Annotated in this window: 11 protein-coding genes; 6 read left to right on the top strand and 5 right to left on the bottom strand. The window is 70.0% G+C overall.

The features are described 5' to 3' along the window. The 4 genes from I0C86_RS32620 to I0C86_RS32605 all read right to left on the bottom strand — a co-directional run. A partial coding sequence (locus tag I0C86_RS32620; RefSeq protein ID WP_196205151.1) for an AAA family ATPase occupies positions 1 to 846 on the bottom strand: 846 nt, incomplete at its 3' end. Then, positions 846 to 1,994, bottom strand: a complete 1,149-nt coding sequence (locus I0C86_RS32615) for an exonuclease SbcCD subunit D (RefSeq protein ID WP_196205150.1) — start codon at positions 1,992 to 1,994, stop codon at positions 846 to 848. The genes I0C86_RS32620 and I0C86_RS32615, both read right to left, overlap by 1 nt. A 22-nt stretch (positions 1,995 to 2,016) precedes the next feature. Further along, positions 2,017 to 3,774, bottom strand: a complete 1,758-nt coding sequence (locus I0C86_RS32610) for an ATP-binding protein (protein ID WP_196205149.1) — start codon at positions 3,772 to 3,774, stop codon at positions 2,017 to 2,019. A 155-nt stretch (positions 3,775 to 3,929) separates the two neighbouring features. After that, entirely contained in the window at positions 3,930 to 4,673 is a 744-nt protein-coding gene (locus tag I0C86_RS32605; protein WP_196205148.1) for a pyrimidine reductase family protein, read from the bottom strand. 149 nt (positions 4,674 to 4,822) lie between these two features. On the opposite strand from I0C86_RS32605, the gene I0C86_RS32600 reads away from it, so the two are divergent. The 6 genes from I0C86_RS32600 (at position 4,823) to I0C86_RS32575 (ending at position 11,661) form a co-directional block, all read left to right on the top strand. Next, positions 4,823 to 5,368: a plasmid pRiA4b ORF-3 family protein gene (locus I0C86_RS32600; RefSeq protein ID WP_196205147.1), complete on the top strand. Its 546-nt coding sequence runs from the start codon at positions 4,823 to 4,825 to the stop codon at positions 5,366 to 5,368. Positions 5,369 to 5,782: 414 nt separating this feature from the next. Beyond that, positions 5,783 to 7,096, top strand: a complete 1,314-nt coding sequence (locus I0C86_RS32595; protein ID WP_196205146.1) for an extracellular solute-binding protein — start codon at positions 5,783 to 5,785, stop codon at positions 7,094 to 7,096. A 126-nt stretch (positions 7,097 to 7,222) separates the two neighbouring features. Then, positions 7,223 to 8,206 (top strand): carbohydrate ABC transporter permease, encoded by a 984-nt coding sequence (locus I0C86_RS32590; RefSeq protein ID WP_196205145.1) that lies wholly within the window; start codon positions 7,223 to 7,225, stop codon positions 8,204 to 8,206. Positions 8,207 to 8,211: 5 nt separating this feature from the next. After that, positions 8,212 to 9,105 (top strand): carbohydrate ABC transporter permease, encoded by an 894-nt coding sequence (locus I0C86_RS32585; RefSeq protein ID WP_196205152.1) that lies wholly within the window; start codon positions 8,212 to 8,214, stop codon positions 9,103 to 9,105. After that, the gene (locus tag I0C86_RS32580) at positions 9,102 to 10,535 is read left to right on the top strand and encodes a GH1 family beta-glucosidase (protein ID WP_196205144.1); all 1,434 of its coding nucleotides are present in this window, start codon (positions 9,102 to 9,104) and stop codon (positions 10,533 to 10,535) included. Before I0C86_RS32585 ends, I0C86_RS32580 begins: the two co-directional genes overlap by 4 nt. 82 nt (positions 10,536 to 10,617) lie before the next feature. Beyond that, positions 10,618 to 11,661, top strand: a complete 1,044-nt coding sequence (locus I0C86_RS32575; protein ID WP_196205143.1) for a LacI family DNA-binding transcriptional regulator — start codon at positions 10,618 to 10,620, stop codon at positions 11,659 to 11,661. Between the two features lie 42 nt (positions 11,662 to 11,703). Here the strand turns inward: I0C86_RS32575 and I0C86_RS32570 are convergent, their stop codons facing one another. Then, positions 11,704 to 12,939, bottom strand: a complete 1,236-nt coding sequence (locus I0C86_RS32570) for an acyl-CoA dehydrogenase family protein (protein WP_196205142.1) — start codon at positions 12,937 to 12,939, stop codon at positions 11,704 to 11,706. Positions 12,940 to 12,947: the final 8 nt, after the last annotated feature.

The following is a 12,947-nucleotide window of genomic DNA, read 5'->3' as shown; positions in this document are numbered from 1 at the left end:
GAGGTCGGCCGGCGGCCGGACCCGGGTCAGTTCCGCGAGTTCGGCGTCGAGGGCGTCGAGCCTGGCCTCCACCGCCGTCGCGGCCGTCCGGGCCTGCCGGAGTTCGGGTACGGCCGCGTCGACGTCGCCGGCCAGCCTCCGCATCGCCTCGACCCGGTCGGTGGCGGCGCCGAGCGCCTCGTCGTCGATCCCGGTCAGCCCCTCGAGCATCCGGTCGACGGCGGCCAGCGCGGCGTCGGATCGACCGGCCCGAGCGGTCGCCAGCTTCTGGACCTCCTCGTAGACGCCGAGGCCGAGCAGGTTGACCAGGATCTGCTGCCGGGTCGCCGGTTTCGCGTGCAGGAAGTCGGCGAACTGCCCCTGCGGCAGCAGGACGCAGCTGGTGAACTGCTCGTACGGCAGCCCGACCGCCTCCAGCACCGCCTCTTCCATCTCGGCCGGCGTGCCGGCGACGACCTCGCCGAGATCGTCCGGGGTCAGCCCGGTGTCCAGTTTGGTGACGTCGAAGCCGGGGGGCATGAGCTGGAGCCCGGCGTTGCCGGTCTTCACGTTGCCCCGGCCGTCCCGCCGGACCACCCGGGTCGCCACGTACCGGGCGCCGGCCGACTCGAAGACCAGCCGGACCCGGGCCTCGTTCGCCGACGGGGCCAGCGCGTTGGCGATGCCCCGGGCACCGCCCCAGCGCGGCACCGTGCCGTAGAGGGCGAAGCAGATCGCGTCGAGCACGCTGGACTTGCCCGAACCGGTCGGCCCGACCAGGGCGAAGAAGTCCGCGTCGGTGAAGTCGACGGTGGTGGCGTCCCGGAAGGCGGTGAAGCCGGCCAGGTCGAGCCGGAGCGGACGCACTATTTGGTCGCCTCCTCGAACAGTTCGTCGAACAGCTCCCGGACGCCGTCGTCGGCCTGCCCCCGGGTCTGGAGATAGTCGCCGAACAGCTCCCGGGGGGAACGCCCGGCCCGCTGGGCGGCTCGGGCCGCGGCACCCGAACTCGGCAGCATCTCCGGGTCGATCCGTACCTCCAGGGCCCGGGGGAGCAGGTCCTGGACCTCCTCGCGCAGCCCGGCCCGGGGTGCCTCCCGGACGTACACCCGGAGCCAGGCCGTGGTGTCGGCCAGCTCCGCGAGTTCGGCCAGCGTGCCCCGTACGGTGCGCAGCGGCGCGGCGGCCGTGATCGGGATCTCGCGTACCCGGGCGGCGGTCCGGGCGGTCACCTCGACGATGGTGACCGAGGGGCGGTTCTCCTCCTCGCCGAAGTCGACGGCCAGCGGGCTGCCGCTGTAGCGGATCGGACACGGTCCGAGCACCTGCTGGGCCCGGTGCAGGTGACCCAGTGCCACGTAGTGCGCGCCGGTCGGAAAGACGGTGGCCGGTACGGCGTAGTTGAGCACCGTGTGCGCCTCCCGCTCGCCGCCGCCGGCCTGGGCGCCGACGACGGTCAGGTGACCGGTGACCAGGTGCACCCGGTCGGGTTCGTCGAAGCCCTCGGTGAGCCGGCCGAGCACCCGCCCGACGTGGTCGGCGTACGTCTGGACGGCCTCGGCGGCGGTCAGCTCGTACATCTCGACGGCCCGGACCGCGTACCGCTGGGACAGGAACGGCAGCGCGACCAGCCGCCACGCCTCGCCGTCGGCGGTGCTGCCGTCGATCACGTGCTCGGCCGGGTTGTCCCGGACGCTGCCCCGCAGCGCCACCCCGGCGGCCTCCGCCCACGGCCGCAGCGCGTCCAGGGCCGGGCCGTTGTCGTGGTTGCCGCCGATCGCCACGACCTGTGCCCCGGTCCGGCGCAGCGCGGAGAGCGCCCGGGTGACCAGCCGGGTGGACTCCGGGGTCGGCGCCGCGGTGTCGTAGAGGTCACCGGCGACGATGACCAGGTCCGGGGACTCGGCCTGGGCGACCTCGACCACCTGGGCCAGCGCGTCCCGGTGCTCGCCGACCCGGGACTGTCCCTTGAGGACCTTGCCGACGTGCCAGTCGGAGGTGTGCAGGATCTTCACGGGGCAACCGGCCTAACGGAAACTAGAAGGGGATGTCGTCGTCGGAGAGCGCGCTGGCCCGGGAGCCGACCACCGCGAACGGATCGGCCGCCTGGGTGATCGAGCGCAGCGTTTCCGACGGGGCGGCGCCGGCCTCCGACACCCGGGTGGCCCAGGCCGGAAACGGGAAGTCCAGGCAGAGCGGCACCGGGATGTCCGGCTGGTTGACGAACATCGTGCCGGGCTTGGCCAGCAGCGCCCGCTGGCGCTGGGCGGCCGGAAGGAAGCCGTACTCCGGGCGGGACGCCTCGGCCGGGTCGAGCCGGCCGACCACCCGGATCGCCGAGTTGGTGACGATCCGCCGTTCGACCTCGCTCGCGGTCTGCTGTGCCCCGATCAGGATCACCCCGAGCGAGCGGCCCCGCTCGGCGATGTCGAGCAGCACCTCCTTGATCGGGGAGGAGCCCTCCCGGGGGGCGTACTTGTTCAGCTCGTCGAGCACCACGAAGAGCAGCGGCTTCGCCGTACCGGCCTTCTCCTTGCGCTCGAACTCGGTCTTCAGGGTCACGCCGACCACGAACCGCTGCGCCCGGTCCGGCAGGTTGTGCAGGTCGACCACGGTCACCTGGGCACTCTCGGCGGTGTTCACGCTGTGCGGCCGGCGGGTGGCGAGGTCCCCCCGGATGAGCCGGGCCAGGTCCTTCTTACTACCGATCAACCGGCGGGCGAACGCGTTGACGGTGCCCATGTTGACCGCGCTGCCGGCCCAGTCCGACCGGGTCTCGTCGTCGGTGAGCTGCTCGACGACGTGGTCCACCAGGTCGGGGTAGGAGTTGATCCGGGTGCCGTCGATGCTCACCCCGCCGTCGGCGGGCTGGGCGTACCGGTGAAGGTGGGCGGCGACCGAGTGCACCACCATCGTGTACTGCTGGCGCTCGTCGTCGGCGTCGGCGAAGACGTACGGCAGGAGGCGGTCCGCGCAGAACTCGGTAAGCGTCCAGTAGAAGCTGTCGACCCCGGCGAGCCGGCTGCTCACGTCGGGGGTGCCGGAGGAGTCGCCGGGCCGGGGCGGCGCGTAGACCCGGACGTCCGGGAACGCCCCGGCGGTCAACCCCAGTTTCGCGTACGTCGCCCGGGTGGGGTCGTCGAGCCGGCTGTTGGGGTGGTCGAGGAAGAGCAGGTCCTCGCCCTTGACGTTGAAGATCAGCGCCTTGGCGTTGACCGCGTCGCCGCCGAGGACGCCGGAGCGGAACACCGAGTAGAGCAGGAAGGTGGCGAAGCTGGTCTTGGTCGCCACCCCGGAGATGCCGGAGATCGAGACGTGTGCGCCCCGGCTGCCGTCGAGGAAGTCCGCGTTCAGGTAGACCGGAACGCCGTCCCGCCCCATCCCCATCGGCACCCGCCGTTCCATCCGGTCGAAGTGCAGCGCCGCCGACCTGGCCTCGCCCTCGGCCCGGTAGACCAGCGCACCGGGGGTGGGCGGCACGTAGAACTCCGGGTCCACCCGGGTGGTGGTGATCTCGGCCGCCTCCTGGACCAGCGCCGGCAGCGTGCCGTCGGCGATGGCGAACACGTCGGAGTCGAACTGGGCACCCTCGTGCCGGGCCCGGACCTGGGTGACCACTCCGGCGATGGTGACCGGCTCCCGGTCCGGCAGTTCGCGCCGGGTCACCACCACATCGTCGAGTTGCAGATAACAGCCGGGGGTGACGGCCGTCCAGAACTGCAACGGGGTGGCGTCGGCGGTGCCGAGCACCCGGCCGACCTCCGCACCGGGGTCGCCCGGCCGGGCTTCGGTCACGGCGCGAACCCGGTCAACGGAAGAATCTGCTCAAGACACACGAGTCGCATCCTGCCTCACCAGTACGACACCGTGCTACGCGACGCCCGGACATCGGTGAAAGGAAGGGCCCCTTGTTATCGTTTTCGGTAGATGAAGGGCCCCTTCTTAACACCTCAGGCGCGGGTGTAGCGCAGCAGCAGTGAGTCCTCGGCGGCGAGTACGTGTCGTAGTGCCATGCCCTGCGGTGCGGTCGTCGGCCCGGCGGTGATCCGCCCGGCGCCCGGCCCGGTGATCAGGGGTGCCACCGTCAGACACATCTCGTCGACCAGATCGGCCGCGGTGAGCGAACCGAACAGGTGCGGACCGCCCTCGCAGAGCAGTTGCCGGTGGCCACGGCGGTGCAGTTCGGCCACGCCGGCGGCCAGGTCGACCCGTTCGGTGCCGACCCGGACCAGGTCGGCGACGTCGGTGAGCCCGGCCGGTGCGGTGGCGTGCTCGGAGGTGAGCACGACCGGGCGCACCGGCGCGTCGGCGAAGACCGCGGACTCCGGGTCGAGGTTCAACGCGAGGGAGACCACGACCAGGGTCGGGTACGCGGTCAGCCCCTGCTCGCGCCGCCACCCACGCCGACGCTCGTCGAGCCGGACCGCCCGGTAGCCCTCGTGGCGCAGGGTTCCGGCGCCGACCACGAGGGCGTCGCAGACCTTCCGGAGCAGGCCGAAGACCTGCTTGTCGGGTTTACCGGAGAGTCCTTCGGAATGCCCCTCCAACTCGACCGCGCCGTCGATGCTGGCGACGAAGTTCATCCGCAGGTTGGGCTCCTGGACACGGGGATAGAGCGCGATCAGCGCCTCGTCGTCGAGTGCTGTCGCCGTGGGGGCGGGCCAGAGGCGAGTTATTCCGACATTCCCGGTCATTCGCTGGCCGGACCGGTGACCGGAGGGACGGGTGCGGGGGTACGGTGCTGGCAGTCGCACCAGTTGCGGCCCCGGCAGTCGTCGTGCCTGCTGTCCCGGCACGCTCGGCAGATCATGCCGGTAAGCCTATGCCGAGAGGATGGGAGACGATGAGCCGTCAGATCTTCCAGCTCAAGGTGTCCCTTGCCGACGTCACGCCGCCGGTCTGGCGACGGGTGCTGGTGCCGGGCGGTTACACCCTGGACCGGGTGCACCGGCTGTTCCAGCGCGTGCTGGGCTGGCAGGACTGTCACCTGCACTCGTTCGACATCGACGGCTCCCAGTACGGCGAGCCGGACCCCGAGGGGGAGTTGACGCTCCGCGACGAGCTGAACACCCGGCTGGACGCGGTGGCGACCAAGGGCGGCCGGTTCCTGTACACCTACGACTTCGGCGACTGGTGGGAGCACGAGGTCACCGTCGAGGACGTGTTCGGGGCCGATCCCGAGGAGCGGTACCCGCTCTGCTCCGCCGGCGAGGGGGCGTGCCCGCCCGAGGACGTGGGCGGCCCGTTCGGCTACCGCCAGTTCCTGGCGGCGCTGGCCGATCCGGGGCATCCGGAGCACGAGTCGATGCGCGGTTGGTTGGGGCGGCCCTTCGATCCGGCGGACTTCGATCCGGACCGGGCGACCACGTTGGCGCGCTGGCTCAGCTGACGCCTCCGCGCCAGTTCCCAAGAGGCGTTTTCGCCTCCGGTTGGTGCGGCCGCCCGACCGTGCGGCGGCCCGTTCATTACCTCGGGGATAACGTCCGCTTTGCGGGTGAGTGACCCCGCGCGGTCGGTAACGAAATGGGAACGCTCCCAGCCGACCATTGACACCTCGGAAACCCGCCGGCAATCTCATGGGAGCGCTCCCGGAGGTTTGTGGCCCAGGCCACAAATCCACCTCCGCAGCGTCACACGAATCCCACCGTACGGCACCGGGCCGCTCGCCCGCGCCGGTCGGCGGGCAGGGGCAATCCGCACACGAGACACCGCAACACCCTGAGAAAAGTAAGGCAACACCAGCACCGCAGGCACACCAATCTCAGCCACCACAAGACGAATTACCCACCTGAGAGGGGTCAGGATGAGCGTCATCAGGCGCCGGCTCCGCACTGTCGCGGTCGCCGCGCTCGCCGCGGGCGTGGCTCTCGGCAGCACGGCGTGTAGTAAGAGCAACGACAACGACGGGTCGACCGGTGAAGGCGGGGAGGTCAAGCTCGTCCTGCAGACCTTCCAGAACTTCGGCTACGACCAGGCCCTCAAGGACTTCGAGGCGGCCAACCCGAAGATCAAGGTCGAGCACCAGAAGATGGGCGAGCTGCGGGACTTCCAGCCGAAGCTGGTGCAGTGGCTCGCGGCGGGCAGTGGTGCCGGCGACGTGGTCGGCCTCGAAGAGGGCGTGCTGCTGCAGTACGTGCAGAACCACGACAAGTTCGCCAACCTGCTCGATCTCGGTGCCAGCGAGCTGAAGACCACCTTCCCGGAGTGGAAGTGGAACAACGCTCTGACCCCGGATGGTAAGAAGCTGATCGGGCTCGGCACCGACGTCGGCGGCCTCGCCATGTGCTACCGCAAGGACCTGTTCAAGGCGGCCGGTCTGCCGACCGACCGCGAAGAGGTGTCCAAGCGGATCACCACCTGGCCGGACTACATCGCGCTGGGCAAGGAGTTCAAGGCCAGCGGTAAGGCCAAGGCGGCCTGGCTGGACAGCGCGACGAGCCTGATGCAGCCGTACATCATGCAGAACTCGGAGACCTTCTTCTTCGACAAGGACAACAAGTTCATCGGCGACACCAACCCGGTGATCAAGCAGACCTGGGACATGGGTCTGCAGATGGCGGCCGATGGCCTGACCGCCAAGGCGCAGCGCTGGAGCGGTGACTGGGACGCGGCGTTCAAGAACAACGCGTTCGCGACCCTGCCCTGCCCGGCCTGGATGACCGAGGGCGTCATCAAGCCGCGGTCCGGCCCGGCGAACGCCGGCAAGTGGGACATCGCCAAGATCCCCGGCGGTGGCGGCAACTGGGGCGGTTCCTACCTCGCGGTGCCGCAGCAGACCAAGCACCCGAAGGAGGCGTACCTGCTGGCGAAGTACCTGACCAGCAAGGCGGGCCACCTGGCGGCGTTCAAGGAGGCCGGTGCGATGCCGTCCGACATCGAGGGCATCGAGGACCCGGCGTTCAAGGACCAGAAGAGCGAGTACTTCAGCGGCGCCCCCACCGGTCTGATCTTCGGCGAGAGCGTCAAGAACATGAAGCCCGTCTTCCTGGGCGCCAAGCACCAGCAGGTCTGGGAGACCATTCTCGAGCCGCAGATGCAGGCGGCCGAGCGTGGGCAACTCAGTTCCGCTGCCGCCTGGAAGAAGGCGATGGACGAGGCCAAGAAGGCGACGAGCTGAGTCGTCGGTGACCTGTCGACTCCACGGGCGACCCGTGCCCGTGGACCGGCGGCGGCGCCCACACCCCCGGCGGGTGTGGGCGCCGCCGCGAGGTCACCCGCCGCCCACACCCCGGAAGGACCTGCAATGAGTTCTGCTGTCGGCGCGGCACCACCACGGCACGCTGCCTCGCCATCCCCCTCGGACCCGGTGCACCGCCGGCGGTCGTACCGCCTCGGCCGCTGGGACATCAAGTACTCCCCCTACCTCTACGTCGCCCCGTTCTTCGTCCTCTTCGGGATCTTCGGTCTCTTCCCGGTCCTCTACACGGTCTGGGTCTCGCTCTTCGAGTACGACCTGCTCAGCGACAGCAAGGTGTTCGTGGGCCTGGAGAACTACCGCGTCGTCCTGGACGACGCCCAGTTCTGGAACGCGGCGTACAACACCATCGGCATGTTCGTGGTCAGCACCGTGCCCCAGCTTCTCGTGGCGCTGATGATCGCCAACCTGCTGAACCGCCAGATGCGCGCCCGTACCGTGCTCCGGATGGGGATCGTCATCCCCAACATCACCTCGGTGGCGGCGGTCGGCATCATCTTCGCGCTGATCTTCGCCGACCGGTACGGCCTGGTGAACTGGGTGTTGGGCACCGTGGGCATCGACCCGATCGCCTGGCGGGACAACCGGTACGCCTCCTGGTTCGCGGTCGCCACCATGGTCGACTGGCGGTGGACCGGCTACAACGCGTTGATCTACCTGGGCGCCATGCAGGCCATTCCCAAGGACCTGTACGAGTCGGCCTCCCTGGACGGCGCCTCCACCTGGCGCCAGTTCTGGAAGATCACCGTGCCGCTGATCCGGCCGACCATCATCTTCACGATCATCATCTCGACCATCGGTGGTCTGCAGCTCTTCACCGAGCCCCTGATGTACGGGTACGGACTGATCCGTGGTGGCGCGTCGAACGAGTTCCAGACGCTGGCCATGTACATCTACGAGCGGACCTTCACCGGCAACTTCGAGTACGGGACGGGCGCGGCCATGTCCTGGCTGCTCTTCCTGATGATCATCGTTTTCGCGCTGATCAACTTCGCGCTGGTCCGCCGCTCGGTCAAGGGGGAGCAGAAGTGACCACCATGCAGACCCTGCCCCGGTCGGTGACCGCGGCTCCGCGGCCGCCCCGCCGCCGCCGTCGTGCCCCCGGTGCCCAGCTCTGGCAGGCCAGCCCGCTGACCTACCTCGCGCTGATCCTCGGCTCGGTGCTCTCGATCTTCCCGATCGTCTGGTCGTTCATCATCGCCTCCCGGGACAACGGCGCGGTGTACGAGATGCCGCCGACCCCGGGCGGTGAGCTCTTCAACAACATCGACCGGATGCTGGCCAACGAGGACGCCGCGTTCGTCTACGGCCTGATCAACTCGGTCGTGGTGTCGACCGTGGTCACCATCTCGGTGATCTTCTTCTCCACCCTGGCCGGTTTCGCCTTCGCGAAGCTCAGGTTCCGGGGCAGCAACGCACTTCTGCTGCTCATCATCCTGACCATGATGGTGCCGACCCAACTCGGCATCATCCCGCTCTACCTGATGATGGTGAAGTTCGGCTGGACGGGCACCCTGCAGGCGGTCATCGTGCCGTTCCTGGTGCAGGGCTTCGGCGTGTTCATGATGCGCCAGTACGCGATGTCCGCGATCAGCGACGAGCTGATCGAGGCGGCCCGGCTCGACGGCTGTTCCACCTGGCGGGTCTACTGGAACGTGGTGCTGCCGGCCCTGCGTCCGGCGGCGGCGGTGCTGGGTCTGCTGATCTTCATGCAGACCTGGAACGAGTTCCTCTGGCCGTTCATCGTGCTCACCCCCGACACGCCGACGGTGCAGTACTCGTTGAAGATCCTTTCATCCGGGCCGTACCAGACGGATTATGTAGCCCTGTTCGCCGGCACCGCGCTGGCGACCCTGCCGCTGCTGATCGTGTTCATCGTTTTCGGCCGCCAGATCATCGGTGGCATCATGGAAGGCGCCGTCAAGTCGTGAGCAACCCCGCAAGCCCCCAGTCCGCGCAACTGCTCGAGGACGGTGTCGGGGCAACCTTCCCGCCCGGCTTCGTCTGGGGCGCGGCCACGGCGGCGTACCAGATCGAAGGTGCCGTGGCCGAGGGCGGCCGTACCCCCTCGATCTGGGACACGTTCAGCCATGCTCCGGGCCGGGTCCTGCACGGGCACACCGGGGACGTCGCCTGCGACCACTACCACCGGTTCTCGGACGACGTGAAGCTGATGGCCGAGTTGGGCCTGCGGGCGTACCGGCTCTCGGTGGCGTGGCCCCGGATCCAGCCGGACGGTGTCGGTTCCGGCAACCAGGAGGGGCTGGACTTCTACCGCCGGCTGGTGGACGAACTACTCGAACACGACATCGAGCCCTGGATCACCCTCTACCACTGGGATCTGCCCCAGGCGCTCGAGGATGCCGGCGGCTGGCCCGCCCGGGACACCGCGTTCCGGTTCGCCGAGTACGCCGCCCTGACCCACGCCGCCCTCGGTGACCGGGTCCGGAACTGGATCACGCTCAACGAACCGTGGTGCTCGGCCTTCCTCGGCTACGGCTCCGGCGTGCACGCGCCCGGTCGTACCGTTCCGGCCGAGGCGGTCCGGTCGGCGCACCACCTGATGCTCGGGCACGGACTGGCCACCCAGGCGATGCGGGCGGCCCGGCCGGACCACGAGGTCGGGGTGACCCTGAACCTGTACGCGGTCTCCCCCCAGACCGACTCGCCCGGCGACGCCGACGCGGCCCGCCGGATCGACGGACTGGCCAACCGGTTCTTCCTGGACCCGATCCTGCGCGGCAGCTACCCGGCCGACGTGGTCTCCGATCTCACGACGGTGACCGACTTCGACCACGTCCGGGACGGTGACCTCGACACCATCTCCACCCCGCTGTCGTTCCTCGGCATCAACTACTACAGCCGGCACGTCGTCGCCGCCCCGCTCGAGGGGGTGACGCCGGAACCGTACTGGCGGAAGCAGTCGAGCTGGCCCGGCAGCGAGCAGGTCCGGTTCGTCACCCGTGGCGTGCCGGTGACCGACATGAACTGGGAGATCGACGCCCCGGGTCTGGTGGAGACCCTCCAGTTCGTCCACCGGGACTACCCGGAGCTGCCGCTCTACATCACCGAGAACGGGTCGGCGTTCGTCGACGAGGTGGTCGACGGTCAGGTCGACGACAGCGACCGGCTGGCGTACTTCGACGCCCACCTGCGGGCCTGCTCGGCGGCGATCGCCTCCGGGGTGCCGCTGCGAGGCTATTTCGCCTGGTCGTTGCTTGACAACTACGAGTGGGCATGGGGCTACACGAAGCGCTTCGGCATGGTCTACGTCGACTACGAGAGCCAGCTTCGGATCCCCAAGGCGAGCGCCAGGTGGTACGCCGGCGTGATCCGACGTAACGGTTTGACCGCAGAATAGTCGTGGTCGGCCAGTATTGGGGGTACTCGGCACCGATCCGCACCGGGTCGGTGCCGGGTGCCCGACGTCGGAGGGACGAACGATGACAACCCAGCGCACCCGCTCGCTCGGGCGGCCGACCCTGGACGCGGTCGCCGCCCGCGCCGGAGTGGGGCGGGGCACCGTGTCCCGCGTGGTCAACGGCTCACCCCAGGTGAGTCCCGAGGCCCGGGCCGCGGTACAGCGCGCGATCGCCGAGTTGGGCTACGTGCCGAACCGGGCGGCCCGCGCGCTGGTGACCCAGCGGACCGACTCGGTGGCCCTGGTGGTCTCCGAATCGGAGGAACGCGTCTTCGGCGAGCCGTTCTTCGCCGGCATCGTCCGGGGGATCAGCTCCGCGCTGCTGGAGACGCCCATGCAACTGTGGCTGGCGATGGCGCAGTCCCCGTCCGAGCGGGAACGGGTCGAGCACCACCTCACCAACCAGCACGTGGACGGCGTACTCCTGCTCTCCCTGCACGACGCCGACCCGCTGCCGACGCTGCTGGAGCAGCGCGGGCTGCCGACCGTGCTCGGCGGCCGTCCGGCCCGGATGCTGTCCGACCCGGCCGGATCGTACTTCGTGGACGTGGACAACGCCGGTGGTGCCCGGCAGGCGGTGGACTATCTGGTCGGCCAGGGCCGCAAGCGGGTCGCCACCATCGCGGGTCCGCAGGACATGGGCGTGGGCGTGGCCCGACTCACCGGCTACCAGGACGCGGTCCGGAACAGCGGCGGGATGGTCAGCGACGCCCTGATCGCGTACGGCGATTTCAGCGAGAGCAGCGGCGCCGCGGCGATGCGGCGGCTGCTGGACAGCTGTCCCGATCTCGACGCGGTCTTCATCGCCTCCGACCTGATGGCCTGCGGCGCGCTGCGGGCGCTCCGCGAGGCCGGTCGCCGGGTGCCCGGGGACGTGGCGGTGGTCGGCTTCGAGGACGCCCCGATCGCCCGCCAGACCGAACCGCCGCTGACCACGGTCTTCCAGCCGATGGAGGAGATGGGCCGGCAGATGGCCCGGCTGCTGGTCTCGCGGATCCGGCGGGAGGAGCGCGAGATGCCGTACGTCCTGCTCGACACCCATCTCGTGCACCGCACCTCAGCCTGACCCGCGGCCCGGACCGGGTCGGGCGGATGCCGCCCGGCCCCCTCAGGCGGGCGCCCACCGCCGCAACTCGCGCCGGGCCAGGGCCGCCCGGTGCACCTCGTCCGGGCCGTCGGCGAGCCGGAGGGTACGGGCCTGGGCCCAGAGCGCGGCCAGCGGCGTGTCCTGACTGACGCCGGCTCCACCGTGCGCCTGGATGGCCTTGTCGATCACCCATTCGGCCATCGCCGGAGTAACGATCTTGATGGCCTGGATCTCGGTGTGCGCGCCCTTGTTGCCGACCGTGTCCATCAGCCAGGCGGTCTTCAACACCAGCAGGCGGGCCTGCTCGATCCGGACCCGCGACTCGGCGATCCAGTCCTGCACCACCCCCTGCTCGGCCAGTGGACGGCCGAACGCGACCCGCCCGGCGGCGCGCACGCAGAGAAGTTCGAGGGCGCGTTCCGCCATCCCGATCAGCCGCATGCAGTGGTGGATCCGGCCGGGACCGAGCCGCGCCTGCGCGATCGCGAACCCGTCACCGGCCCCGCCGATCAGATGGTCCGCCGGCACCCGTACCTCGTCGAAGCTCACCTCGGCATGCCCGCCGTGCGCGCCGTCGGTGTAGCCGAACACCGTCAGGCCGCGCCGCACCGTCACGCCCGGGGTGTCCCGGGGCACCAGCACCATGCTCTGCTGCCGGTGCCGGGGCGCCGCCGGATCGGTCTTGCCCATCACGATGAAGATCCCGCAGCGCGGATCCATCGCTCCGGTCGACCACCACTTGCGTCCGGTGATCACGTAGTCGTCGCCGTCGGCGACGATCCGGGTGGCGATGTTGGTCGCGTCCGAGGAGGCCACCTCGGGCTCGGTCATGCAGAACGCGGAACGCAGCTCGCCGTCGAGCAGCGGGCGCAGCCAGCGTTCCCGCTGGGCGGGGCTGCCGAACTCGGCCAGCAGCTCCATGTTGCCGGTGTCCGGGGCGGCGCAGTTGAGCGCCTCCGGCGCGAGGTGCGGGCTGCGTCCGGTCAGCTCGGCCAGCGGCGCGTACTGGAGGTTGGTCAGCCCGGCGCCGTAGGCCGGGTCCGGCAGGAAGAGATTCCACAGGCCACGCCGGCGTGCCTCGGCCTTGAGCTCGTCGAGGACGGGCGGCCGGGTCCACACCCCGGCCGGCGTCGACGGGTCGGCCGCCGCGGCGACCTGCTCCTCGTACACCGCCTCGGCCGGGTAGACGTGGTCGAGCAGGAAGTCGTGCAGCGCCTCGTGCAGGTCGGCGGTACGCGCGTCGAACCCGAAGTCCATCGCTACTC

It is taken from the genome of Plantactinospora alkalitolerans, assembly GCF_015690345.1.
Taxonomy (GTDB): domain Bacteria; phylum Actinomycetota; class Actinomycetes; order Mycobacteriales; family Micromonosporaceae; genus Plantactinospora; species Plantactinospora alkalitolerans.
Note: the sequence above shows the minus strand (reverse complement) of the source record. Positions and strands in the feature narration are given on the sequence as shown.

Coding starts and splice junctions, on each gene's coding strand:
- I0C86_RS32605 (WP_196205148.1), bottom strand. CDS start 4,673: ATGACCGGGAATGTCGGAATAACTCGCCTCTGGCCCGCCCCCACGGCG.
- I0C86_RS32600 (WP_196205147.1), top strand. CDS start 4,823: ATGAGCCGTCAGATCTTCCAGCTCAAGGTGTCCCTTGCCGACGTCACG.
- I0C86_RS32595 (WP_196205146.1), top strand. CDS start 5,783: ATGAGCGTCATCAGGCGCCGGCTCCGCACTGTCGCGGTCGCCGCGCTC.
- I0C86_RS32590 (WP_196205145.1), top strand. CDS start 7,223: ATGAGTTCTGCTGTCGGCGCGGCACCACCACGGCACGCTGCCTCGCCA.
- I0C86_RS32585 (WP_196205152.1), top strand. CDS start 8,212: ATGCAGACCCTGCCCCGGTCGGTGACCGCGGCTCCGCGGCCGCCCCGC.
- I0C86_RS32575 (WP_196205143.1), top strand. CDS start 10,618: ATGACAACCCAGCGCACCCGCTCGCTCGGGCGGCCGACCCTGGACGCG.
- I0C86_RS32570 (WP_196205142.1), bottom strand. CDS start 12,939: ATGGACTTCGGGTTCGACGCGCGTACCGCCGACCTGCACGAGGCGCTG.